This is a genomic window from Chitinimonas lacunae, from assembly GCF_042650885.1.
Classification (GTDB): Bacteria; Pseudomonadota; Gammaproteobacteria; order Burkholderiales; family Chitinimonadaceae; genus Chitinimonas_A; species Chitinimonas_A lacunae.
Genome location: NZ_JBHSBU010000001.1, coordinates 1,256,995 through 1,280,617, shown reverse-complemented (window position 1 = coordinate 1,280,617; position 23,623 = coordinate 1,256,995). Strand labels below are relative to the sequence as shown.

Genomic DNA, 23,623 nt, shown 5'->3' with positions numbered 1-23,623 from the left:
AGGAAGGCGGCCGGCTGTTGCCAGCCACGGCCGGGGCGGATTATCGCCAAGCCTGCCCGCTTATGCCAGTTGCATTAGTACAGCGCCGCGTTGCGATATATGAATATGGTGGAGAACGCCGAAGCCGTGCCAGCAGGTACAATTGCTTTTTTGCCCGCTCAGGAAACGCCAATATGTATATCGTCGTCACCGGCGCGGCCGGGTTTATCGGTTCCAATCTGATCAAGGCGCTCAACGAACGCGGCGAAACCGACATCATCGCGGTCGACAATCTGAAAAACGGCGACAAATTCGTCAATCTGGCCGATTGCGATATCGCTCACTACGTCGACAAAGAAGACTTTATCGAACAGCTCGACGCGGGCGACTTCGAAGGCGAGATCCGCGCCGTGCTGCACCAGGGCGCCTGCTCCGACACCATGGAGCGCGACGGGCGTTATGTCCTCGACAATAACTATCAATATTCGCTGGCCCTGCTCGACTACTGCCAGGCCGAGGAAGTGCCGTTCATCTATGCCTCCAGCGCTGCTGTCTACGGTGGCGGCCGGGTATTCAGCGAGCAGCGCGAGTTCGAGCGGCCGCTCAATGTCTATGGCTATTCCAAGGCGCTGTTCGACCAGATCGTGCGGCGGCGCTGGGATGACCTGAGCGCCCAGGTGGTCGGCCTGCGCTATTTCAATGTCTACGGCCAGCGCGAAGGCCATAAGGGCCGGATGGCCTCGGTGGCTTACCATCATTTCCAGCAATACCGCAGCGAAGGCCGGGTCCGGCTGTTCGAGGGCTGCGACGGCTACGGCAATGGCGAGCAGCAGCGCGATTTCGTATCGGTCGAGGATGTGGTCAAGGTCAATCTGTATTTCCTCGACCATTCCGAGCAAAGCGGCATCTTCAACCTCGGCACGGGCCGCGCCCAGACCTTCAATGAACTCGCCGCCGCCACGGTCAATGCCTGCCGGCGCGAGCAGGGTCAGGAAGTGCTGCCGCTGACTGCCTTGGTAGCCGAAGGCCTGCTCGAGTACATCCCGTTCCCCGACGCGCTGCGTGGCCGCTATCAGAGCTTCACCCAGGCCGATATCAGCCAGCTGCGCTCGGCTGGCTACAGCGAGGAGTTCCTCGATGTCGAGCAGGGGGTGTCGCGCTATATCCAGTGGCTGTATCGCCAGTCGCGCTAGGAAGTCGCCATGCGCAAGGTCTCGCTGTTTATCGCTACCAGCCTCGATGGCTATATCGCCCGGGCCGACGGTTCGGTCGATTGGCTGTTCACCGATCAGGATTACGGCTATCAGGCGTTCTACAACCAGGTCGAGACCTTGTTGATGGGCCGCAAGACCTATGACCAGTGTCTGAGTACCGGCGACTACCCCTATCCGGGTAAACGCGCCTATGTGTTCTCCAGCCGGCCGCTGAGCTGGAGCAACGACGATATCGAAGCCGTCAGCGGCGATGCCGCCGATTTCATCGCCGACCTGCGCAGCCAGGAAGGCGGGCTGGTCTGGCTGGTGGGCGGCGGCGCGCTGATCGCCACCTGTCTGCAACATCGCCTGATCGACGAATTCGTGGTGTCGATCCACCCGATCATTCTCGGACGCGGCATCCCGCTATTCCCCAACAGCGACCTCAGCCACCGGCTGAAGCTCGAATCGACCCTGGCGTTCGATACGGGTCTGGTGCAGCTGCGGTATCGGTGTAATTAGCAGTGTGATATCTGTTTCCGGCTGAAGGACACCCGCTATGTCGCGATTGATCTGTTGCGGCTTGGCAAGGACCCACAGGTCGTCTGGCAAGTCGGCGGCCCGGCGGGCTGAATGCTACAGCGACTTGGCAAAGCACACTGCATCGTCGCGCCCTGCATACTTGCCGAAGTTGGGAATGATCAGATAGCCATGGCGCTGGTAGAAGGCTACGGCCACGGTGTTGATTTTGCGGGTTTCCAGCCAGAGGGCGCGGTAGCCGAGCTGGCGGGCTTCTTCCTCCAGATGCTTCAGCATTGCCGAGCCGACACCGTTTCTTCCCTGGCGGGCATACATCCGCTTCAGTTCGGCAATATCGCGGGCGATGGGGCGCAGCGCGCCGCAGCCCAGCGCCTGTCCCGAGGCGTCGCGGGCGATGACGAAACGGGCTTGTGGTGCACGCGCTTCGGACAGATCGAACGGGCTGGGACCGTTGTCGCCGGCGATACGGGCCAGCGTGGCGGACAGTTCGTCGATCAATCGACGGGCGTCGGGGCTGTCCGGGTCTTCCTGGGTGATCGCATACATCGGGATGGGTTCTGTGGAGGCGAAAATCAAATAATACGCAAAACCTCTGCAAGAACTATAGCAAGAAAAATAAATAATATATAAAAATGTGTCTCAAAACAAAGAGCCTGCAATGCAGGCTCTCTGTACGTCGCGCGCTGGGCCGCAGCCGTGTGCTTACTTCGCCACGGCTTCGATCTTGGCGGCGATCCTGGCCTGCCATTCGGCCGGGCCGGTCTTGTGGACCGATTCGCCGCTGGAATCGACTGCGACGGTGACTGGCATATCGACCACGTCGAATTCGTAGATCGCTTCCATGCCGAGGTCTTCGAAGCCGACCACCCGGGCGTTCTTGATCGCCTTGGAAACCAGATAGGCGGCGCCGCCTACGGCGATCAGGTAGACCGAGCGGTGCTGCTTGATCGCATCGATGGCGACCGGGCCGCGTTCGGCCTTGCCGACCATGCCGAGCAGGCCGGTCTGAGCCAGCACCTGTTCGGTGAACTTGTCCATCCGGGTGGCGGTGGTGGGGCCGGCCGGGCCGACGGCTTCGTCGCGCACCGGGTCAACCGGGCCGACGTAGTAGATAAAGCGGTTGGCGAAATCGACCGGCAGCTTTTCGCCACGGTTGAGCATATCGACCATCCGCTTATGGGCGGCATCGCGACCGGTCAGCAGCTTGCCGTTGAGCAGCAGCGTCTCGCCCGGCTTCCAGCTGTTGACGTCTTCGCGGCTGAGCTGGTCGAGCTGGACGCGGCGCGCCTGGGCCGAGGGGGTCCAGGTGACGGCCGGCCAGTCTTCGAGCCTGGGCGCTTCGAGCTGGGCCGGACCGCTGCCGTCGAGTTCGAAGTGAACATGGCGGGTCGCCGCGCAGTTCGGGATCATCGCCACCGGCAGGCTGGCGGCGTGGGTCGGGTAGTCGAGAATCTTGATGTCGAGCACGGTCGACAGGCCGCCCAGACCCTGGGCGCCGATACCCAGTGCATTGACCTTTTCATAGAGTTCGAGCCGCAATTCCTCGATCCGATTCGACGGGCCGCGTGCGATCAGTTCCTGGATGTCGATCGGGTCCATCAGCGAGCGCTTGGCCAGCAGCATGGCCTTCTCGGCGGTGCCGCCGATACCGATGCCGAGCATCCCGGGCGGGCACCAGCCGGCACCCATCAGCGGCACGGTCTTGAGCACCCAGTCCACGATCGAATCGGACGGGTTCAGCATCACGAATTTGGTCTTGTTTTCCGAACCACCGCCTTTGGCGGCGATATGGACTTCCACCTTGTCGCCCGGCACCAGCTCGAAATGGGTGACGGCAGGGGTGTTGTCGCGGGTGTTGCGGCGGGCACCGGCCGGGTCGGCCAGGACCGAGGCGCGCAGTTTGTTGTCGGGGTGCAGATAGGCTTGGCGCACGCCCTGGTTGACCATGTCCTCGATCGACATGGTGGCGCCTTCCCAGCGCACGTCCATCCCGACGCTGACGAAGGCGCAGACGATGCCGGTATCCTGGCAGATCGGCCGCCGGCCTTCGGCGCACATCCGGCTGTTGGTCAGGATCTGGGCGATGGCATCACGGGCGGCTGGCGACTCTTCGCGCTCGTAGGCTTTACCCAGCGCGTCGATATAGTCCTTGGGATGGTAATAGGAGATGTATTGCAGGCTATCGGCAATGCTGTCGATGAAATCCTGCTGACGGATAACGGTCATGATCGGGGTCTCGGGATCGGGGTAAAACCGCGCGATTTTACCAAATCCGAATGTTCACGAAGGTGCCGTATTGTGCGGTGGTCGCCGTGTGCAGGCACCGTCTGTCCGATCAGGCGATAAGCCGGGCCGATCCGCTATCGTCGCTGCCGACGAAACGCTAGAATCGCCGGCTTTTCAAACGATTGGAGTTGGCTGTGCTTATCGCGCTCGCGCCGATGGAAGGTCTGGTCGACGCGCCGCTGCGCGACGCCATTACCGCAATCGGCGGCATCGATTGGTGTGTCACCGAGTTTCTGCGGGTGAAGTCCACGCTGCTGCCGCCACGCAGTTTCCGCCGTATCGCTCCGGAAGCGCACGAGAGCTGGCAAACGCCCGCTGGTGTGCCGGTGCGGCTGCAACTGCTGGGCTCCGACCCCATTTCCTTGGCCGACAACGCCGCCCGCGCCGCTTCTCTGGGCGCGCCGGTAATCGATCTCAACTTCGGCTGTCCCGCCAAAACCGTCAACCGCCATCGCGGCGGCGCCGTGCTGCTGCAAGAGCCGGAATTGCTCCATCGGATCGTCCACGAAGTGCGCTGCGCTGTCCCGGCAGCGATTCCGGTCACGGCCAAGATGCGGCTTGGCTATGAGGACACCGCCCTGACGCTCGATTGCGCCCGCGCGCTCGAAGCGGGTGGGGCGGCCAGTCTGGTGGTGCATGCCCGCACCAAGACCGACGGCTACAAGCCGCCCGCACACTGGCACTGGATTGCCCGGATCAAGGAAGTGGTCAAGGTCCCGGTGATCGCCAACGGCGAAATCTGGACCGTGGACGATTATCTGCGTTGCCGCGCCGAATCAGGTTGCGACGATGTGATGCTGGGTCGTGGTCTGGTGGCCCGGCCTGATCTGGCCCGGCAGATTCGTGCAGCCGTCGCCGGCCTGCCGCCCGATACCATCGGCTGGGACGAGCTGGCAGCCCTGCTGCCGCGCTTCTATGCCGAGGTCCAGGCCAAGATTGCGCCCGACAATGCCGCTGGGCGGCTCAAGCAATGGCTGGGTTATCTGCGGCGCAGCTATCCGGAAGCCGATGCGATGTTCCGGCAGATCCGCACCGTCAAACGTCTGGAGGCAGTGCCAGAACTCGAATCGACGCTGGAGCCGGAGCTGGAACCGGCCTGAACGAATTGCCTGGCGGGGTGGTCAGCCTCAAGCCTTCTGTCCCGCCACCTCCTCAACATCAAGCGCCCGCTTGAGACGGCATTTCCCCGTTCCATCCCTCTCTCTCCCCGTTTGACGCTCGGCCGGCTTGTGCCGCCTGGTGGGCCGTGGCTCACTGGGCGTCTTCACGCGTCATCGTCATGACAAGGGGATGACGTGTCTTGGGGTTTTTCTTCATGGTTAAGAATTCGTAATCATTCGATTTGAAAAATATTTTTTGTGTGACGGAAAATGGATTGGCGTCCGCCAGTCATTTCTATCCGAATGAATGACACAGAATTGGGTATTTCAAAATGAAGCTGGTTTTTGATATTTTGGCGGCCGTCTTCGTGCTCTCGATGCTGATAATGTTCGGGTGTGCCGAGCGTGAGCAGGCTCCGCTTGAGCGCTTCCCCGACAGTTTCGTCCATAAGCCGCCTCGCCCCGGGTATCCTGGCGAATTCGAGGTGGCCAAAGACAGCAAGCTCTATTTGCTGGTGCGCCAGGCGATATTCAACAATCCCAAGGGCTGGGTGAGACAATCCACGGTGAACACACCTGACTATGCGCTGGTCTCCGAACAGATGACGGTGAATATCCGTGGCAAGTTCATCGAAATCGTCTACACCAACGAGGCCGGGGAGCCGGTGGTGCTGTCCCGAAAAATGAAAAGAAGAAGCCGGGAGATCCGCGAAGAAATCCAGCGCATAGGCAGGGCACACTACCCTTCCTGGTAAGTGCACAGATAAAAAATGGATTGCAGATTGCAATCCATTTTTCATTTATGCCGCTAGATAGCTAGTAAAGATTTTGCCGAATATTTTCCATTAGCCTATCAAGCCAGCTTAGTCAAACCTCGACGGCTCGCTGGCACTGTCCACTGCGCCCAACTGGAGCAGACCCGCGCCGCCAACCAGAGCAGCGGCCCTGGCAGGCCCGCCAGCCGTGTCGGCATATAACCCGGCAGCACGATCAAGGCGATAAAGCCGATATCGACCACGCTGACCAGGATGAGATTGATCCAATACGCACGGCGCGAATTGCGCCAGTTCATCGGGGCGACCGCCATCGCGCCCAGGGCCGCGAACAACAGATGCCAGGCGTCTTGCTGTAGCCGTCCCTGCACCATTCCCGCTTCCACCCCCAGCGATAGCTGATACACGCGCCCGCGCTGCCGCCTCCTGGGCTTTGGGACCCGCTAAGGCGGCGGACCCAAAATCCGCCGCCTGATCGTTAATTACTTGGCCTGACCTTTGAGTTCCTGATAAGCCTTGACCACGTTCATCTGACTATGGACCCAGGGGAACAGTTTGTAGCCCTTGAATTCGTCCATCTGGACCGTTGCGGCGGTGTCCTTTTCCGACAGATTGCGGTCGATGGCGGCCTGGACCTGCTCGCGCAGCGTATCGAGATAGCGCAGGTTGAAGTCGAGCGTCGAGACATCGGTCGGGACGCCGTGGCCCGGCACGATCTTGGCGTTCTCGGGCAGCAGGGTGCGCAGCTTTTTCAGCGTGGCGGTCGATTCGACCATATGGCCGTCGAGCAGCCAGGGCAGGGCGGGTGGCATGGCGATCACCGGGTTGCCGGTAAACATCACTTTCTGCTGCGGCGCCCAGACAAACAGATCGCCCTTGGTCTGGGCAAAGCCCAGATGCATCACTTCGACTTTCTGCCGGCCCAGATCGATCTGGAGACGGCCGCCGTCCGACAGCAGCAGATTGGCGCGGCGCGGGCGCAGTTCGTCGAGACCCTGGTTCTTGCCGAAGTAGGTGGACATGAATTTCACATCATCGGCGAAATGCGACTGGATATAGCTCTGGGTCGCTTCGTGCTGAATGATGGCCACCTCCCTGGGGAAGAACTGGTTGCCGTAGGAATGATCGCCGTGATAGCTGGTGTTGACGATATAGCGGATCGGCTTGTCGGTCTTGGCGCGGATCAGCCCGATCAGCTGGGTGGCAAGACGCCGGTTGAGCATCGAATCGATCACCAGCACGCCATCGTCGCCGATGATGAAGCCGCCGCTGGTGGCGACCGGGATACCGGCCTTGTTCTTCCCTTCGGCGTCGTCGGGATAAACCATGAACACGCCTGGCCCCATTTCCTTCGACTTCAGCACTACCTGCGAGGCGGTCCAGACCAGATTGGGGTCTTCGGCGCTACGGTGGACATCGGCGGCCTGGACCGCGCCGGCCTGCACAACGCTGCCCAGGGCAAGAACCAACAGGGCGATCTGTTTCAACTGCTTCATGATGCGGACTCCTGAGAGGCGGCGCAGAGCGTTTCCGGCCGCGATAACGATGATGCACCCAGTCCTGACCAGCCCAGTCCTGACGGCGAGTGCTTGAATGGCATCGTAGGCACGTGCGTGAATGGCGACAAGATTGGGAAATATAGACATCATGTCTCCTATTTGGAGACATATGAGAGACAGCGATGGACAAGATCGAACAGATGCGGGCCTTGGTCGAAGCCGTGCGCTGCGGCGGTCTGGCGGCAGCGGGGCGCAAGCTCGGTCTGTCGCGCTCGCAGGTCAGCAAACAGATACTCGATCTGGAAGCCCGACTGGGCGCGCGGCTATTGCAGCGCAATCAGCGCAGTCTGGCGCCGACCGAAGCGGGAGCGGCCTATCTGGAGCGGGCGCTCGATGTATTGGCGCTGGTCGAGGAGGCCGAAGCGACTGTGGCCAGTCTGCAAGCCGAGCCGGCCGGTCTGTTGCGGATCAATGCGCCGATGTCGTTCGGCACCATTCGCCTCGCTCCCTTGCTGCCGCAGTTTCGCCTGCGCCATCCACGCACCGAATTGAGCGTTCGCCTCGACGACCGCCATCTCGACCCGCTGGAGCATGGTTTCGATGTCACCGTGCGCGTGACGGCGCCGACCGATGTCAATCTGGCGGCGCGCAAATTGTGTGAAGTCCGCCGCATTCTCTGCGCCAGTCCTGCCTATCTGGCGGCTCGGGGCGAACCGGCCCGTCCGGCCGATCTGCGCGAACACGATTGTCTGCCTTATGCGCTGGCACCGTTTGGTCTGCAATGGACCTTCCGGCGCGATGGCGTGGACGAGGCGGTCACCGTATCCGGTCCGTTCAGCGCCAACAATGGCGAGACCCTGCGTGAGGCGGCGCTGGCGGGGCTTGGGGTGGCGATGTTGCCCGACTTCCTGGTGGAAAGAGAAATCGCCGCCGGTCGCCTGCAAGCGCTGCTTCCCGCCTGGTCGCCGCCGGGGATCGCTGCCTATGCCCTCTATGTCCCCGACCGCCGCCTGCCGCGCAAGACGCGGGCGTTCATCGATTTCCTGGTGGAGAAGCTGGGTGAAGCGAGCCCTGGATAAAAATTATATTTTCTATTGTGTGGCGCTACCGATATGGCAGTGACTTTACTGAATATTTTCTATTCTTAGTCGGCTGTGGACGCGGCGGATCGGCTGTCCTGTTTTTGACCTGATCGACCAGGCGGTTCGCCCCGTGGACCGGAGGCGTTTGCCTGGTGCGGCGATCTTGTCAGTTTTCTGTAACAGGATTCCGCTATGTTCTCGCGTCTTCCCACCCAACCCACCCAAGGCCAAGACGATGAGCGAGAAATTCCCGACGGTTGCCGACCCTGATGCGATCGGCCACAACGACAGTTGCAATCCCGAGTTCGACGCCATCCTGTCTGCCCGGTTGAGCCGGCGTCGGCTGCTGGGCGGCGGCGCCAGCGCCGCGGCCTTGCTGTTCGGCGGCCTGTCGCTGAGTGGTTGCAGCGATGGTGGCTCGGACAGTCCGTCGCCCACGCCGGCACCGACGCCGACGCCAGCGCCAGCCTTCAATTTCAAACCGGTCGCCAAGAGCCTCGCCGATATGGTGGTGCTGCCGGCCGGCTATAGCGCCAGTGTGCTGTATGCCGTGGGCGACCCGCTGTTTCCGGGCGTGCTGCCGTATCGCAACAATGGCACCGACACCGATTTCGAGCGCCGCGCCGGCGACCATCACGACGGGATGGAATATTTCGGCCTCAACGCTGCCGGCACCGCGCGCGACGATCAGGGCAGCGAGCGCGGTCTGCTGGGGATGAATCACGAGAACATCACCGAGGTCTTTCTGCATGCCAACGGCCCGAGCCTGATCGGCGGTGTGCGGCCGCTTGAGGAAGTGAACCGTGAAATCGCCGCCCATGGCGTCTCGGTGGTCGAAGTGCAGAAGACCGCTGGTCGTTTCCGGGTCAATGCCGCATCGCGCTACAACCGCCGCATCACCCCGCAGACACCGGTCGAGGTGGCCGGCCCGGCACGCGGCAGCGCCTTGCTGCGCAGCACTTACTCGCCCGATGGCCTGCGGGCGCGCGGCACGCTCAACAATTGCGCCACCGGCCAGACGCCGTGGGGCACCTTGTTGACCTGCGAAGAAAACTGGGCCGGCTATTTCGCCCGCGCCGCCGGCGACAATCTGCGTCGCGATGCCAACCAGATCGAGTCGATGAAGCGCTATGGCCTGTCCGAGGGCAGCAACGGCAGCCGCTGGCATACCCCATCGGTCGAGGATGCCTATCTCCGCTTCGATATTGCGGTCAAAGGCGGCTCGTTCGACGGTTCGGACGACTACCGCAACGAAGCCAATACCTTTGGCTATGTAGTGGAAATCGACCCCTACGACCCGAACGCCGTACCGCGCAAACGCACAGCGCTGGGTCGCTTTGCCCATGAGGCGGCGGTCTGTCCGCGGCCGGTCGCCGGTCAGCCGGTGGTGTTCTATATGGGGGACGACGCGCGCAACGAATATATCTACAAGTTCGTCTCCAAGGCGCTGTGGGAGCCAAGCGACGCTGCGCGCGGCGGCATGGCGGTCGGCGACAAGTATCTGAACGAGGGCACGCTCTACGCCGCCCGCTTCAATGCCGACGGCACGGGGGAATGGTTGCCGCTGACGCTGACCAATCCGGCGATCGCGGCCTATACCCGATACCGCTTCCAGAGCCTGGCCGATATCGTGGTCAACGCCCGTCTGGCGGCCGATGCCGCCGGCGCGACCAAGATGGACCGGCCGGAATGGTGCGCGATCAATCCGCACAATAACGAGGTCTACTACACCCTCACCAATAACAGCACCCGCACGCTGGCCACGCTCGATGCGGCCAACCCGCGTGCCTATCAGGACCAGAAGGGCAGCTCGACCCAGAACGGCAACGTCAACGGCCATATCATCCGCACCCGCGAGAATGGCGATCATCCGGCCGCAACGGCTTTTCGCTGGGATGTCTATCTATTCGCGGCGGAAGCGGGGGCCGAGGCTGGCCGGATCAATCTGTCCGGCCTCACCGCCGACAATGATATGTCGAGCCCCGACGGCGTCTGGTTCAGCCGCAAGACCGGCGTGCTGTGGGTGCAGACCGACGACGGCGCCTACACCGATGTCAGCAACTGCATGATGCTGGCCGCACTGCCCGGTCGGGTCGGCGACGGCGGGGCGGTGGTGGTGGAGTCGGTCAGCGGCAGCGAAAAGCGTAGCGTCACGACCTATAAGGGCAAGAACCCGACCGTGGACACGCTGCGCCGTTTTCTGGTCGGCCCCAAGGGTTGCGAAATCACTGGCTGCGCCGAGACGCCCGATGGCAGGACGCTGTTCGTGAACATCCAGCACCCGGGCGAAAGTACCCGGGCGGCCGACCTCAACGATCCCTCGCGATGGGAAAGCCACTGGCCCGACGGCGGCAACAGCCGGCCGCGTTCGGCCACGATTGCCATCGTGCGCGACGATGGCGGCACGATTGCCGTGTCCTAGTTATCCCATCCACGCTGCCCGATCAGCGCCAATGAAACGGCCGGTCCTGTTCAACACGGGACCGGCCGTTTTACTGCTGGGAGATCGAGCAGAGAACATCCTCGGGCCTTACGGCTGACGCGGTCGGTATCCGGCTCGAACCCGAATCGGTCCGACCCACGTCTTCTTGCCTGTCCACGACCTCTACTGCCTCAGCGCCTGCTGCGAATAGTTCTTGGCATAAGCGTTTTCCACGCCCGGCAGGATTTCCTCGATCGTGAAATAACGATCCCAGAACGGTGTCTCGCGCAGGGCTTCGACTACCAGTTCGTATTGATGCTGGTCAGTGACTTCCCACATCCACAGATCGGTGACGCGGGCGGTGTAGAACTCCAGATCGAAGAAGCGCAGCGTCACGCTATGGCGATGGCGCTGCAAGATCGGTTCGAGATGGGCGCGCAGCTCGGCGAAGCGGCGCTCGACCGGGAAAGCCAGCCATTCGGGCTGGGTCTTGACCAGCATAAAAACGGTCATCACCACTTCGCCATCGGGATGGGAAGCAGGCAGAGACTGGGTTTGCGCGTGAGTCATGCTGAGTGGCCTTTACGGCGTTGAAGATGACGGAAAGAATACGAGCCTTTGCTCACATTCAACCACTCGCTTTCCCGTCATGCCGCTACCTGATGATGAAAACCGCCTGAAACCACGTAAATCGCCCTTGCAACGGCGCTCGGTCGAAACGGTGCGTGTCGTACTGGAGGCCGCTGCTCGCATTCTTGAGCGCGACGGCTTTGCCGGATACACCACCAATGCCGTCGCCGCGCTGGCGGGCGTCAGTGTCGGTTCGCTCTATCAATACTTTCCCAACCGCGATGCCATCACGGCTGCGCTGATCGAGCGCGAGACGGCGCAATTGCTGGAAGACGTGTCGCTGACCGCATCGGCCGCCGACTTCGACTGCGCCCTGCTGACCTTGCTGCGCGCTGCTGTCACCCACCAGATGCGCCGGCCGGGGCTGGCCCGTCTGCTTGATCTGGAGGAAGGCCGTCTGCCGGTCAAGGCGACGGTCAGGCGGGTCAGCGGCGAGCTTCAGCAAAGCCTGCTGGCCATCCTGGCACGGCCCGATGCCCCGCCGGTCGAGGCCGTCGAGGTGGCGGCCTGGGATCTGTTGGCGATGATCAAGGGAATGGTCGATGGCGCCGGGGAGCGCGGCGAGATCGATAGCGAATATCTGCTGGGGAGGGTGGAGCGGGCAGTGCGCGGATATCTGAAAGGATAATTTTTTAACTATCCTCCGATCCAATGATGCCTAATGGAAGATTTGTATTTGCTTCTATTGAGAATGGATCGAAGGATAAATTGTGATTGTCCATCAAGGGCTCAAGGTGCGATATGGATGGCTCCCGAATCCTTCACTTCCTCCATCACGGCATAGGTATGGGTTTCGCGCACGCCAGGCAGGCTGAGCAGCGCCGAGCCCAATAGGTCGCGGTAGGCTTTCATGTCCTTGACTCGGGCCTTGATCAGATAGTCGAAGCCGCCGGCCACCATATGGCATTCCTGCACTTCGGGCCGGTCGAGCACGGCTTGCTTGAAGCGCTCGAACACTTCGGGTGTGGTGCGGTCGAGCACCACCTCGACAAAGACCAGCAGACCTGCATCGAGCTTCTCGGGATTGAGGCGGGCGCCGTAGCCGAGGATGTAACCGTCGCGGCTGAGCCGCTTGACCCGTTCGAGGCAGGCGGTCGGTGACAGGCCGATCCGCTTGGCCAGATCAAGGTTGGAAATACGGCCGTCGTCCTGGAGTTCGCGCAGGATTTTGCGGTCGATTCGGTCCAACTCAGCGCTCATTGGAATATTTCGCTAAAAAAAAGGATTGGACCGGATTTTATCCGGTTTTGCTGGCGAAAAACGGCGGCACATTCGGCGGCCGCCGCATTACCATCCGCGCCATTCGTAACGCTTCGATCCTGGCCCCTGGGGCCGCAAAGGTTGCCAACCATGCCCGATAGCCCACCGTTGTATTCGGATCTGCCGACCAGCCTGCCGAGTTTTGCGGCGATCCGTCACAATTTGTTTGCCGATGAGGCCGAGGCCGTGGCCCGGCTGATGCCGCTGGCCAAACTCGATGAAGTCACCGAAAAAGCCGTTTACGCCCGCACCCAAAGTCTGACCCAGGGTGTGCGCCAGGCCGCGAGCGGCAACCACTTCGAAGCCTTTCTGCAATCCTATGGTCTGGGCACCGAGGAAGGCGTGGCGCTGATGGCCCTGGCCGAGGCGCTGCTGCGTATTCCCGATGTCGATACCCAGGACCAACTGATCCGCGACCTGCTCGAAAGCAAGGACTGGCGCCGTTCGCAGACCGCCACCTGGCTGGTCAGCGCTGCCAGCCGGGCGCTGTTGTTCACCGATTTCTGGATCGAAAGCTCGGAAGGCCGCCACTGGTTCGACCGGATGGTGCGCAAGCTCGGCGAGCCGATTCTGCGCAAGGCCATGAAGACCGGCATGAAGATCATGGCCGAGCATTTCGTGGTCGGCGAAACCATCGAGCTGGCGCTCGACAATGCCGATTCGCGCTGGCGCTATTCCTACGACATGCTGGGCGAGGCGGCGCTGACCGATGCCGACGCCGAGGTCTATTTCCGCGCCTACCACGAAGCGATTGCCGCGCTGGCGCGGCGGCCCGATCCCAATCATGGCTTTGCCCGGCAGTCGATCTCGGTCAAGCTGTCGGCGATCCATCCGCGCTACGAATTCGGCCAGCTCGACCGGGTGATGAACGAGCTTTATCCCCGCCTGCTCGATCTGGCCCAGGCGGCAGCCAAGGCCGATCTGGTGTTCAGCATCGACGCCGAGGAATCCGAGCGGCTCGAGCTGTCCTTGTGGCTGTACGAGCGGCTGTGCCGCGAGCCTTCGCTCAAGGATTGGATGGGCCTGGGCATCGTGGTGCAGGCCTACCAGAAGCGTGCGCCGTTCGTGCTCGACTGGCTGGCCGACCTGGCCGCTTCCACCCGGCGCCAGCTGCCGGTGCGGCTGGTCAAGGGCGCCTACTGGGACAGCGAGATCAAGCGCGCCCAGCAAAATGGCCTGCCGGGCTACCCGGTCTATACCAAGAAGGTCCATACCGACGTCGCCTATCTGGCCTGCGCCCGCAAGCTGCTCGATTACGGCGACCGTTTCTATCCGCAGTTCGCCAGCCATAACGCCCAGACGCTGTCGTGGATCATCGAAGCCACCCGTGGCACCGAGCGCCGCTTTGAAATCCAGCGCCTGCACGGCATGGGCGAGGCGCTGCATCGGCTGATCCATGAACGTGAAGGGGTGGCGAGCCGGGTGTATGCACCGGTGGGTCGTTTCCATGCGCTGCTGCCTTATCTGGTACGGCGTCTGCTCGAAAACGGCGCCAATTCCTCCTTCGTCAACCAGCTGGCCGACACCCGCGTGCCGCTCGAACATATCGCGCAAAGCCCGACCGCCGTGGTGGCGCGCCAACCCATCGTCGCCGGTGTGAAAGCCCCTTCCGAGGTTTTCGCACCGCGCCGCAACAGCAAGGGATTCAGCATGACCGATACCGTCGCTCTCGAACCGCTGCGCCAGCGGCTCCAGGAACTCGCCAGCAGCCGTTTCGACGCCGCGCCGATCATCGGCGGCCAGCGTGTGGCGGGCCAGACCCAGCCGCGTTTTTCGCCGATCGACCGGCGTCAGCAGATCGGGTCGATGATCAGCAGCGACGCCTCGGCCGTCGAGCGTGCCCTGGCGCTGTCCGATGCCGCTTTCGACGGCTGGGATAGCACGCCTGCTACCCGCCGCGCCGAACTGCTCGAGCGTGCCGCCAATCTGCTCGAAGCCCGGCAGGACGAACTGCTCTATCTGCTGTCGCGCGAAGCCGGCAAGACCCTGCCCGATGCCCTGGGCGAGCTGCGCGAGGCGGTTGACTACTGCCGCTTCTATGCCATGGAAGCGCGTCGTCTGTTCCCGCAACCGATCGCGCTGCCGGGCGTCACGGGCGAATCGAACGAGCTGCGGCTGGTCGGTCGCGGTCCGTTTGTCTGTATCGCGCCGTGGAACTTCCCGCTGGCGATTTTCCTGGGGCAGATCGCAGCAGCCCTGGCTGCCGGCAACCCGGTGCTGGCCAAGCCGTCGCGCCGTACCCCGCTGATCGGGATGCGGGCCATTGAAATCCTGCTCGAAGCGGGCATCCCGGGCGATGTGCTGCACTATCTGCCGGGCGAGTCGGGCGGTCTGTCCGACAAGCTGCTGGGCGACGCCCGGGTGGCCGGCGTGGCGTTTACCGGTTCGACCGGCGCTGCCTGGAAGATCAACCGCACCCTGGCTGCACGCAATTCCTCGATTGCCAGCCTGATCGCCGAAACCGGTGGTCTCAACGCCATGATCGCCGACAGCTCGGCCCATGTGGAACAGCTGATCATCGATGTCATCACCTCGGCCTTCAACAGTGCCGGTCAGCGTTGTTCGGCACTGCGCATCCTGCTGGTGCAGGACGATGTGGCCGATGCGGTGATGGAACGTCTGGGTTTGGCCATGCGCGAGCTGCGGCTGGGCGACCCGCTGCAACTGGCCAGCGATATCGGCCCGACCATCGACCAGCAATCGCAGAACGATCTCAACAGCTACTGCGACAAGCTGGCCAGCAGCGCCCGCCTGATCGGCAGCACCCCGCTGCCCGCCGGGCTGGAGAACGGCTGCTTCGTGGCGCCGCGTGCCTTTGAGGTGCGGCTCGACCAGTTGCCGACCGAGGAAACCTTCGGCCCGGTGCTCCATGTGGCCCGCTTCCCGGCTGGTGGTATCGAACAGGCGGTCAAGGCGGTCAACCGGCTGGGCTTCGGTCTGACGATGGGGGTGCATACCCGGCTCGACAGCACGGTCGATATCGTGCGGCGCCATGCCCGGGTCGGCAATCTGTACGTCAACCGCAACCAGATCGGTGCCGTGGTCGGTTCGCAGCCCTTCGGCGGCGAAGGATTGTCGGGCACGGGCTTCAAGGCCGGCGGCCCGCACTATCTGCTCAAGTTCGCGGCCGAACGGGTGGTGACGATCAATACTGCTGCCGTCGGTGGCAACGTCCGTCTGATGGCGGGCGGTGAACTCGAAGGTCATTGAGCTGACGGCCGATCTGCTTGGGTCGGCTGAAAATCCTGATGGAAAAGATCAGGACAAATGTATGCAAGAGTTAGTGCTGTATACGAGGAAAAGTAAATATCGAAAGGCACGCCCAATGGCTGCGCCGCTTTCCCCGGTTTCGATGGCAGTAAGCTCGGCCCGCCTTCAAGGCGGGCCATTTTTATGGGGCTGGAAATGCGCTAGCGCGACGAGGAGGGAGGGGGTGGATCGATTGCAGCAGCTGCCAGCGCCGTAGGATTCCACTGGCGTGCCATCTCGGCCCCGATCGGGGCGCGCCGGCTGCGGTCGGCTTCGAATTTATCGAAGGCCTCGGCGAGGGCCTTGAGCAGCTCTTCGTCGTCCCACGGCTTGGTCAGGAATTTGTAGATCGCGCCCCGGTTGATCGCCTCGGTGATCGAGCGCAGATCGGTATAGCCCGACAGCACCATGCGTATCGTGTCGGGGTACATATCCTTGACCCGGTTGAGGAATTCGGTGCCGTTGAGCTCGGGCATCCGCTGATCGGCCAGGATCACCCCGACTTCGTGGGTGGCCAGCAGCTCGAACGCCTGCCGTGCGCTGTTGGCTGCCAGCAGTTGGTAGCCCGTGCTGCGCAGCAGGCGGCGCATTGCCGACAGGGTATTGATCTCGTCATCGACGAACAGCAGGGTGCGGCTATAGCCGCGCCGCTTCTCGGGCGGCAGATTGACGCCGTTTTGCAGCAACTGGGTCAGATCGACCGCCGGCATCGGTCGGCCGACGTAATAGCCCTGGATCGTGTCGCAGCCGGCTGCCGCCAGCAGGGCGAGCTGGCCTTCGGTCTCCACCCCTTCGGCCACCACGCCAAGCCGCAACTGGTGGGCCATGGCGATCACGGCGCGTGAAATGGCCAGATCGTCGGGGTCGGCGGTCAATTCGCTGACGAAGCTCTGATCGAGCTTGAGCTTGTCGACCGGAAAGCGCTTCAGATAGTTGAAGTTGGAGTAGCCCGTCCCGAAGTCGTCAATGGCCACCTGGATGCCCAGTTCACGCAGTTGGCGCAGGATGGCGATGGTCTTTTCCGGGTCCTGCATGGTGGCCGATTCGGTCAGTTCGAGCTCGAGCCGATGGGGGTCGAGCCCGCTTGCCTCGAGGACGGCCTGCACGGTGGCCATCAGCCGTGGTTCATTGAACTGGCGGGCCGACAGATTGACCGCGATGGTGATCGGCGGCAGGCCGGCGCGCTCCCAGGACAGTCCTTGCAGACAGGCGGTCTGCAATACCCAGTCCCCCAAGGGGGAGATCAGACCCGATTGCTCGGCCAGACTGATAAAGCGCGCCGGGCTGAGCAAGCCATGCAGAGGATGACGCCAACGGATCAGCGATTCGACCCCCGTCATCCGGCCGTTGGCCAGGTCGATTTGCGGCTGATAGAACAGTTCGAGCTGGGTGCCCTGGTTCAAGGCCATGCGCAGATCGGATTCGAGCGCCAGACGCTCGCGGGCCTGACTCGACAGCCGGGGAGTGTATAGCTCGTAGCTCTTGTTCTGTTCGTTGATCGCCTGATGCAGCGCCGCTTCGGCTGTTTGCAGCAGTGCCGCCGTGTCGGCGGCTTCATTGGGCAGCAGCGTCACCCCGATATAGGCCGGCAGCGACAATTGCTGGCCGGCGATGCTGTAGGGCTGGCGCAGATGGTCAAGGATGCGCTGTACATGCTCGCTCAGGTCCTTTTCGTCGGCGACTTCCAGCAGCAGGGCGAAGCTGGCGTCGCTGACCCGGGCGAGCCGCATATCGTCGGGCTGCCAGCCGCGCAGCCGGCGCGCGGCTTCGATCAGCAGTACGTCGCCGCTGTCGACATCGAGGCTGTCGCGCGCGTGTTGCAGCCGGTCAAGGCCGATCAGCAGCAGGGCCTGGATATGGTTGAGCGGGTCCGACTGGGTCGAGCGGCGCTGCAATTGTTGCAGCAGCAGCTCGCGGTTGGGCAGGCCGGTCAAGATATCGTAGTGCTTGAGCACATAGGCGCGTTGTTCGGCTGCTTCCTGGTCGGTGACGTCGATCCCGGCCAGGATGGCCTCGCAGCCGTCGGCGCCAGGGCTGGCCAGCAGGCTGGCCGACCACAGCACCACCTGACCCGACGGCAGCCTGGCGCGCCAGGGGCGCTGGGTCAGCACCGGGTTGTTCCGGTCGAGAAAGCGCTGGTACATGCAGCGCGTCATATCGATATCTTCCTGCGGGGCGAATACCTCCCAGTAGTAGCGGCCCAGGATATGGGCATCGGTTTCCCCGAGCGCCGTCAGCGCGCTGCGGTTGACCCGCAGCAGCCGGCCCTGGCCGTCCAGCGCCACGATCAAGGCATTGCAGGTGGCCAGTACCGCTTCGAGAAAACGCCGTTCGGCATCGAGTGCGCCGGCGATGGCGCTTTTTTCGCGCCGGGCGTCGCGTTCGCTGATCGCGCGCTCGACCGCAGCGGGCAGCCGGGCCAGCCGGTCCTTGAGGATATAGTCGGTGGCGCCGGCTTTGAGCGCCTCGATGGCCCGCTCCTCGCCCAGCGAGCCCGTGACGAAGATAAACGGCACATCGGGCGACAGCCGATCGCGCAGGGTCAGGGCGGTCAGGCCGTCGAAGCCGGGCAGGGTGTAGTCGGCCAGGATCACATCGGGACGGAAGTCACTCAGTGCCGCGACATAGTCGGCTGCGCCACTGGCGCGGCGTAGGGCAAACTGCAGGCCGCCTTCGCTGAGGGCGAGGGCGGTCAGTTCAGCATCGGTTGCCACGTCTTCCAGCAACAGGATGCGTAATTCGGTGTTCATTCGGGACGTCCTTGTGGATAGGGCGGAGAGTGGTTGATCAGCAACCAATAAAAGCCCAGGCGGGACACTTCGGTACTGAACTGGTCGAAATCGACTGGTTTCACCACATAGCTGTTGACGCCCAGGTCATAGCTGCGCGCCAGATCGCTTTCCTCGGCCGACGAGGTCAGCATGGTCACCGGCAGGCGGCTGAGCATCGGGTCGGCCCGCAATGCCTGGAGCACCTCGATGCCATCGATCTTGGGCAGCTTCAGGTCGAGCAGCACCAGCCGTGGCGGCGTCGGGTCGCGTTCACGGTAGGCGCCGCGACAGAACAGATAGTCGAGCGCACTCTCGCCATCGGTGACCCAGATCACCCGGTTGGCCACCCGCTGCTCGGCCAGGGCGGTCAGGGTCAGTTCGGCATCGGTCGGGTTGTCTTCGACCAGCAGGATGTCAACTGCTTGCATGTTGGACATGCGAGGCTCCCTCGGAAGCAAACACCATGGTCTGCATCGCGGCCGGCAGGGTGAAGCCGAAGGTGGCGCCCACGCCCGGCTCGCCTTCACCCCACACCCGCCCGCCATGACGCGCGACCACCCGGGCAACAATGGCCAGCCCCACCCCCGTGCCCGGGAAGCTGGTGCCGGCGTGCAGACGCTGGAATACCCCAAACAGCTTGTGGACATAACGCATATCGAAACCGACGCCGTTGTCCTGGATCAGGTAGCGACACTCGCCGTCCTCGCGCAGACCACTGACCTTGATATAGGGCTGTGGCGACGGTGCGCTGTACTTGATGGCGTTATCGAGCAGATTGGCCCATACCTGCTTGAGCAAGGCCCGGTCGCCATGGGCCGGAGGCAGCGGTTCGATTTCGATCGTGCCGGGGTAATTCTCGCCAAGCTGGCTCCATACCTCGTTGACCAGCTTATTCATATCGATTTCGACCTGGCTGAGCGCCTGGCGCGACAAGCGGGAAAAGGTCAGCAGATCGTCGATCAGGCGCGCCATCACCTGACAGTTGTCGCGCACCACGGCCAGCAGGCGCCGATCCTCGTCATCGAGCCGTGGTCCGGCCCGGCGCGCCAGCATGCGGGAAAAGCCGTCGATGGCCCTGAGCGGCGAGCGCAGATCGTGCGAGACCGAATAGCTGAAGCTCTCCAGTTCCTTGTTGGTGGCTTCGAGTTCGGCGGCGCGCTGGGTCAGGCGCTGATTGAGGGTCGAAATGGCCTGGCTGCCGGCCAGCCGGTCGCTGATATCGCGTCCGGTGGCCGCAGCGCCGAGCGGGCGGCCTTTCGGGTCGTATAAGGGTGTGGTGCGAATTTCGTAGGTCCGGAACGGCTCGGTGCCGAGCCGGGCAGTGGTGCTGTCCGGGGTGCCTTTGAGCGCCTTGTGCCAGGCCTCGAGCAGCGGAGCGTGGCTGCCCTCGCGCTTGTCGAGCAGGTCGTCGAGCCGCTGGCCCGAGCGCGGATGGCGGCCGATGGTACGGGCGATCACTTCGCTCCAGGCTCGGTTGAAGGTCAGCAGCCGCCCTTCATGGTCGATGACCGCGATCAGATCGTCACTGCCTTCGATAATCCCGTTCAGCAGCGAGTCGGTCTGCTCGCTCTGGCGGCGCTGGACAAAGAGGGTGCGGGCCGCCAGATAGGCAAACGGCCACAACGCCAGACCAAGCAGCAGGGCCAGCCAGACCAGTTGCGATTGCAGCATCCGTAGCAGGGCGAATACCTGTTCGGTTTCCTGGGTCACCAGCACTGCCCAGCCATAGGGTTGGATCGGGGCGTAATAGCTGATGGCCGGCCGGCCACTGAAAGGCGAGGGGCCGATGCGGTCGCCGCTTTCACCCGCGAGCGCGCGGCCGATTTCGGGGTGGTTCTGCCAGCTCGACGGCGAACGCGGTCGCGGACCGCCGTCTATCATCTGGCCGGTCTGGTCGATCAGCGCCAGGTGGCTGCCGGGAATCACCGGCAGTTGGGCAATCCAGCGCACCAGATCATCGAGCGACTGCTGGGCCGACAGATAGCCCAGCAGGCGGCCATCGTTGCTGCGCAGCGGCGTGGCGATGCTGGTGACGTAGATCTGCGGGCTGGCAGCCCGGAAATACAGCGCCGACAGATAGGGCGCATTGAGCCGTTGCGCTCCCTGATACCAGTCGCGCTGGCTGAGGTTGAGGCCGTGGGTTTTGCGGTCGACCGGGTAGTCGAAGCGCAATTGACCGTCGCGGTCGGTGATGCTGGCGCGGATCAGCAGCGGATGGCTGCTGACAAAACTGGCCAGTTGGCTGGTGACGGCTTCGGCGTCGCCGCGCTCCACGGCGTCGACCAGGGTGGGGCGACGCGAGAACAGCTGGGTATAACTGGCCAGGCCGTCAAAGCGCATCCGTACCGCCTGATTGGTCATGCTGGCCAGGGTGCGATTACGTTGGATGGCGTCGGTTTCGAGCGAGGGCTGCGAGATGAATTCGACGACGGTGGCGAAGCACAGCAGGCAGACAGAGATCACCAGAAACAGCAGCGAGCCGAGCCGAGCCGGGGATGCCATGACCCAGGGGGTGCTCGCCGTGACCGCAGCCGCGTAAGCCATGGTGCTCTCCTCGTTCCTCGAAATGATGGAACGGCTGCCGCACAGCGCTGGTCGTCTTGGCCCATTGAGGGCGTTTCCGACACCACAATACGCTGGATTATGTTCGCCGCACCGACTGGGACGGATGCGACGATCCGGAAACCGCCACCGGGACGCCTCATCTGGGCGCTTCATTGCCGCTGTGCCGGTTTGAGCAAGTCCCGACCCGGGATGGCTCCACAGCAGTTACTCGTTCAAATGTAGTTTGCTCTGGCGGCAAACTTCAAGTCGGACGGCCCTTTCAGCGGCCGGAAAGTGGTTCGCCGAGCCGCTTGTCTGGCGGGGCCACTGGTCTACCATGGAATGACATTGGCGATCCGGAAGGAAACTGTCTTGTTCGACTTTCGTAGCCTTAGCCTGAAGCTCAGTCTACTGTTCGTGCTGATCGTCTCGGCGGTGTTGGCGGGCTTTGGCGCCGTCAACTACCTCCATACCAAGGAACAGTTGGAGCGCGATCTGCTGATCGATAGCCAGGCGCTGCTCAAGCGGCTGGAGCAGTCGCTGCCCGTGGCGGTATGGAATTTCGATCTGCGCCAGGTCGAGCAGATTGCCCGCGCCGAAATGGACAAGCCTTCGCTCGTCGGCATCGCCGTCAGCGCCGAGGGCAAGGTGCTGGCCGGGGTGTATCGCGATACCAATGGCCAGATCGTATCGGGCACCCGGCCGATGACTGGCGATCTGCGTTATGCCTCTGAACTCAAATATCAGGCAACCGGGGTGCGGCGCAGCATCGGGCTGGTCGAGATCGCGGTCAGCAAGAGCGGTATCCAGCAGCGTCTGCGCGACAGTCTGCTCAATCTGGCCGGACAGATCATCCTGGTCGATCTGTTGATCATCGTGGCGCTGGTGCTGGCGATCCGCCGTCTGGTCAGCATTCCCCTGTCCCAGCTGCGCTCCAATGTCCAGGCGGTGGCGGGTGGTCGGCTCGATATCGAGGTCACGGTCGATCGGCGCGATGAGATCGGCCAGCTGAGCGAAGCCACCCGCAAGATGGTGGAAACCCTGGCCAATGTACTGGGCAAGGTGACGCTATCGACCGAAACCCTGAACGATGCGGCCGCCCAGATCAGCAGTGCGGCGCAGTCGCTGTCCCTGTCCTCGTCCTCGCAGGCCGCCAGCGTCGAGGAAACCAGTGCTTCGATGGAGCAGGTCACTTCATCGGTGACCCAGAACACCGACAACGCCCGGGCGACCGATGCCATCGCCAACCTCAATGTGCGACAGGCCGAAGAAGGCGGCGAAGCGGTCAAGCGGACGGTGTCGGCGATGAACCAGATCGCCCAGAAGATCGGCATCGTCGATGAGATCGCCTACCAGACCAATCTGCTGGCACTCAACGCCGCCATCGAGGCGGCACGGGCCGGCCAGCACGGCAAGGGTTTTGCGGTGGTGGCGTCCGAGGTGCGCAAGCTGGCCGAACGCAGCCAGAACGCGGCGCGGGAAATCGGCGAGCTGGCCAATCAAAGCGTGGAGATGGCCGACAAGGCCGGCAAGCTGTTCGAGGTCATGGTGCCCTCGATCCGCCAGACCGCCTCGCTGGTGCAGGAGATCGCGGCCGCTTCGGCTGACCAGACCAGCGGGATCGAACAGATCCATAGCGGTATCAATCAGATCAGCCTCAGTATGCAGGCCAATGCGGCAGCCGCCGAAGAACTGTCGGCCACCGCCACCTCGATGACCGATCAGGCGTCCGAGCTGCGTGAAATGGTCGCCTACTTCAAGACCCACCACAGCCCCCTCCATCACCAGCCGCCTGCCTGAATGTCGGCTCGGCTGGGGTGTGCGGGAATTGCTGAGTCCATGTGTTTCCGACCGTCCGGTGACGTCGGACAGTCGGAAGCTAGCCTCTCCCGCCGTATTCGTCGAAAGTCCCAGACCGAGCCTTATCTCCTCTGCCGTGTCGGCACTCGTCGCAACATTGCTCCCCTCTCCAGTGCGTCATCAATATTTTTCATTTATGAAAATTAACGGCTCGCTGTCTTGTAGTGGTTTTTCCTGAAAGTTTCCTTTTCTCGTAGAGGCCGCTTTGGATCTGCCTTGCAGCCCTTCTTGAGTGGTCAGAACGCTTCGTTCTTGTCCTCGTGACGGCCAGTTGTCTTTTTTAATCATTGATTTGCTTGTTGGCCGCTGAGTCTCGATTGCACGCCGCCAAATTATTTTTCAGCGAAATACTAAACAATCGTTCAATCGATGAAGACCTATTGCTTGTGTACACAAGTGCAATGACGGCGGATGAAGCCTGTCGTGTCGATGGTT

General features: G+C 62.6%; 18 protein-coding genes. 9 read left to right on the top strand and 9 right to left on the bottom strand.

From position 1 onward, the window contains the following. Positions 1–173 precede the first annotated feature (173 nt). Complete coding sequence (gene rfaD, locus ACFOW7_RS05500; RefSeq protein WP_378161899.1) at positions 174–1,172, top strand: ADP-glyceromanno-heptose 6-epimerase; 999 nt, start codon at positions 174–176, stop codon at positions 1,170–1,172. A 9-nt stretch (positions 1,173–1,181) separates the two neighbouring features. Then, the gene (locus ACFOW7_RS05495) at positions 1,182–1,694 is read left to right on the top strand and encodes a dihydrofolate reductase family protein (RefSeq protein ID WP_378161896.1); all 513 of its coding nucleotides are present in this window, start codon (positions 1,182–1,184) and stop codon (positions 1,692–1,694) included. Between the two features lie 114 nt (positions 1,695–1,808). Here the strand turns inward: ACFOW7_RS05495 and ACFOW7_RS05490 are convergent, their stop codons facing one another. Next, positions 1,809–2,258, bottom strand: coding sequence for a GNAT family N-acetyltransferase (locus ACFOW7_RS05490; protein WP_378161894.1), 450 nt, complete (start codon positions 2,256–2,258; stop codon positions 1,809–1,811). A 156-nt stretch (positions 2,259–2,414) separates the two neighbouring features. Further along, positions 2,415–3,938 carry a fumarate hydratase gene (locus ACFOW7_RS05485; protein ID WP_378161892.1) on the bottom strand — a complete coding sequence of 508 codons (1,524 nt, stop codon included), beginning with the start codon at positions 3,936–3,938 and terminating at the stop codon, positions 2,415–2,417. Positions 3,939–4,132: 194 nt separating this feature from the next. On the opposite strand from ACFOW7_RS05485, the gene ACFOW7_RS05480 reads away from it, so the two are divergent. Both ACFOW7_RS05480 and ACFOW7_RS05475 read left to right on the top strand, forming a co-directional pair. Further along, positions 4,133–5,098: a tRNA dihydrouridine synthase gene (locus ACFOW7_RS05480; protein WP_378161890.1), complete on the top strand. Its 966-nt coding sequence runs from the start codon at positions 4,133–4,135 to the stop codon at positions 5,096–5,098. A 332-nt stretch (positions 5,099–5,430) separates the two neighbouring features. Continuing rightward, entirely contained in the window at positions 5,431–5,853 is a 423-nt protein-coding gene (locus tag ACFOW7_RS05475; RefSeq protein ID WP_378161888.1) for a hypothetical protein, read from the top strand. Positions 5,854–5,951: 98 nt separating this feature from the next. Here the strand turns inward: ACFOW7_RS05475 and ACFOW7_RS05470 are convergent, their stop codons facing one another. Together ACFOW7_RS05470 and ACFOW7_RS05465 are read right to left on the bottom strand one after the other, a co-directional pair. Further along, the gene (locus tag ACFOW7_RS05470; RefSeq protein WP_378161886.1) at positions 5,952–6,278 is read right to left on the bottom strand and encodes a hypothetical protein; all 327 of its coding nucleotides are present in this window, start codon (positions 6,276–6,278) and stop codon (positions 5,952–5,954) included. A 75-nt stretch (positions 6,279–6,353) separates the two neighbouring features. After that, complete coding sequence (locus ACFOW7_RS05465) at positions 6,354–7,367, bottom strand: MBL fold metallo-hydrolase (RefSeq protein WP_378161884.1); 1,014 nt, start codon at positions 7,365–7,367, stop codon at positions 6,354–6,356. Between the two features lie 185 nt (positions 7,368–7,552). On the opposite strand from ACFOW7_RS05465, the gene ACFOW7_RS05460 reads away from it, so the two are divergent. Both ACFOW7_RS05460 and ACFOW7_RS05455 read left to right on the top strand, forming a co-directional pair. Then, the gene (locus tag ACFOW7_RS05460; RefSeq protein WP_378161881.1) at positions 7,553–8,449 is read left to right on the top strand and encodes a LysR family transcriptional regulator; all 897 of its coding nucleotides are present in this window, start codon (positions 7,553–7,555) and stop codon (positions 8,447–8,449) included. 238 nt (positions 8,450–8,687) lie between these two features. Beyond that, complete coding sequence (locus tag ACFOW7_RS05455) at positions 8,688–10,874, top strand: PhoX family protein (protein ID WP_378161879.1); 2,187 nt, start codon at positions 8,688–8,690, stop codon at positions 10,872–10,874. Positions 10,875–11,057: 183 nt separating this feature from the next. Here ACFOW7_RS05455 and ACFOW7_RS05450 read toward each other — a convergent pair whose 3' ends face one another. Next, the gene (locus ACFOW7_RS05450; protein ID WP_378161877.1) at positions 11,058–11,444 is read right to left on the bottom strand and encodes a darcynin family protein; all 387 of its coding nucleotides are present in this window, start codon (positions 11,442–11,444) and stop codon (positions 11,058–11,060) included. A gap of 79 nt (positions 11,445–11,523) precedes the next feature. Here ACFOW7_RS05450 and ACFOW7_RS05445 point away from each other — a divergent pair, with 79 nt between their 5' ends. Continuing rightward, positions 11,524–12,132: a TetR/AcrR family transcriptional regulator gene (locus ACFOW7_RS05445; protein ID WP_378161874.1), complete on the top strand. Its 609-nt coding sequence runs from the start codon at positions 11,524–11,526 to the stop codon at positions 12,130–12,132. Between the two features lie 101 nt (positions 12,133–12,233). Here the strand turns inward: ACFOW7_RS05445 and lrp are convergent, their stop codons facing one another. After that, positions 12,234–12,704, bottom strand: a complete 471-nt coding sequence (gene lrp, locus ACFOW7_RS05440; RefSeq protein WP_378161872.1) for a leucine-responsive transcriptional regulator Lrp — start codon at positions 12,702–12,704, stop codon at positions 12,234–12,236. 150 nt (positions 12,705–12,854) lie between these two features. On the opposite strand from lrp, the gene putA reads away from it, so the two are divergent. Further along, positions 12,855–15,974 carry a bifunctional proline dehydrogenase/L-glutamate gamma-semialdehyde dehydrogenase PutA gene (putA, locus tag ACFOW7_RS05435; RefSeq protein WP_378161870.1) on the top strand — a complete coding sequence of 1,040 codons (3,120 nt, stop codon included), beginning with the start codon at positions 12,855–12,857 and terminating at the stop codon, positions 15,972–15,974. A gap of 200 nt (positions 15,975–16,174) precedes the next feature. On the opposite strand, the gene ACFOW7_RS05430 is transcribed toward putA, so the two are convergent. Genes ACFOW7_RS05430 through ACFOW7_RS05420 form a run of 3 tightly spaced genes read right to left on the bottom strand, consistent with a single transcriptional unit; the run spans position 16,175 to position 21,328 of the window. Beyond that, positions 16,175–18,763 (bottom strand): EAL domain-containing protein, encoded by a 2,589-nt coding sequence (locus tag ACFOW7_RS05430; protein ID WP_378161868.1) that lies wholly within the window; start codon positions 18,761–18,763, stop codon positions 16,175–16,177. Further along, complete coding sequence (locus ACFOW7_RS05425; protein WP_378161866.1) at positions 18,760–19,221, bottom strand: response regulator; 462 nt, start codon at positions 19,219–19,221, stop codon at positions 18,760–18,762. The genes ACFOW7_RS05430 and ACFOW7_RS05425 overlap by 4 nt, the downstream gene beginning before the upstream one ends. After that, a complete protein-coding gene (locus tag ACFOW7_RS05420; RefSeq protein WP_378161864.1) occupies positions 19,199–21,328 on the bottom strand; it encodes a sensor histidine kinase in 2,130 nt (709 codons plus the stop codon). The genes ACFOW7_RS05425 and ACFOW7_RS05420 overlap by 23 nt, the downstream gene beginning before the upstream one ends. Positions 21,329–21,700: 372 nt before the next feature. On the opposite strand from ACFOW7_RS05420, the gene ACFOW7_RS05415 reads away from it, so the two are divergent. After that, positions 21,701–23,128, top strand: coding sequence for a methyl-accepting chemotaxis protein (locus ACFOW7_RS05415; protein ID WP_378161862.1), 1,428 nt, complete (start codon positions 21,701–21,703; stop codon positions 23,126–23,128). Positions 23,129–23,623 lie beyond the last annotated feature (495 nt).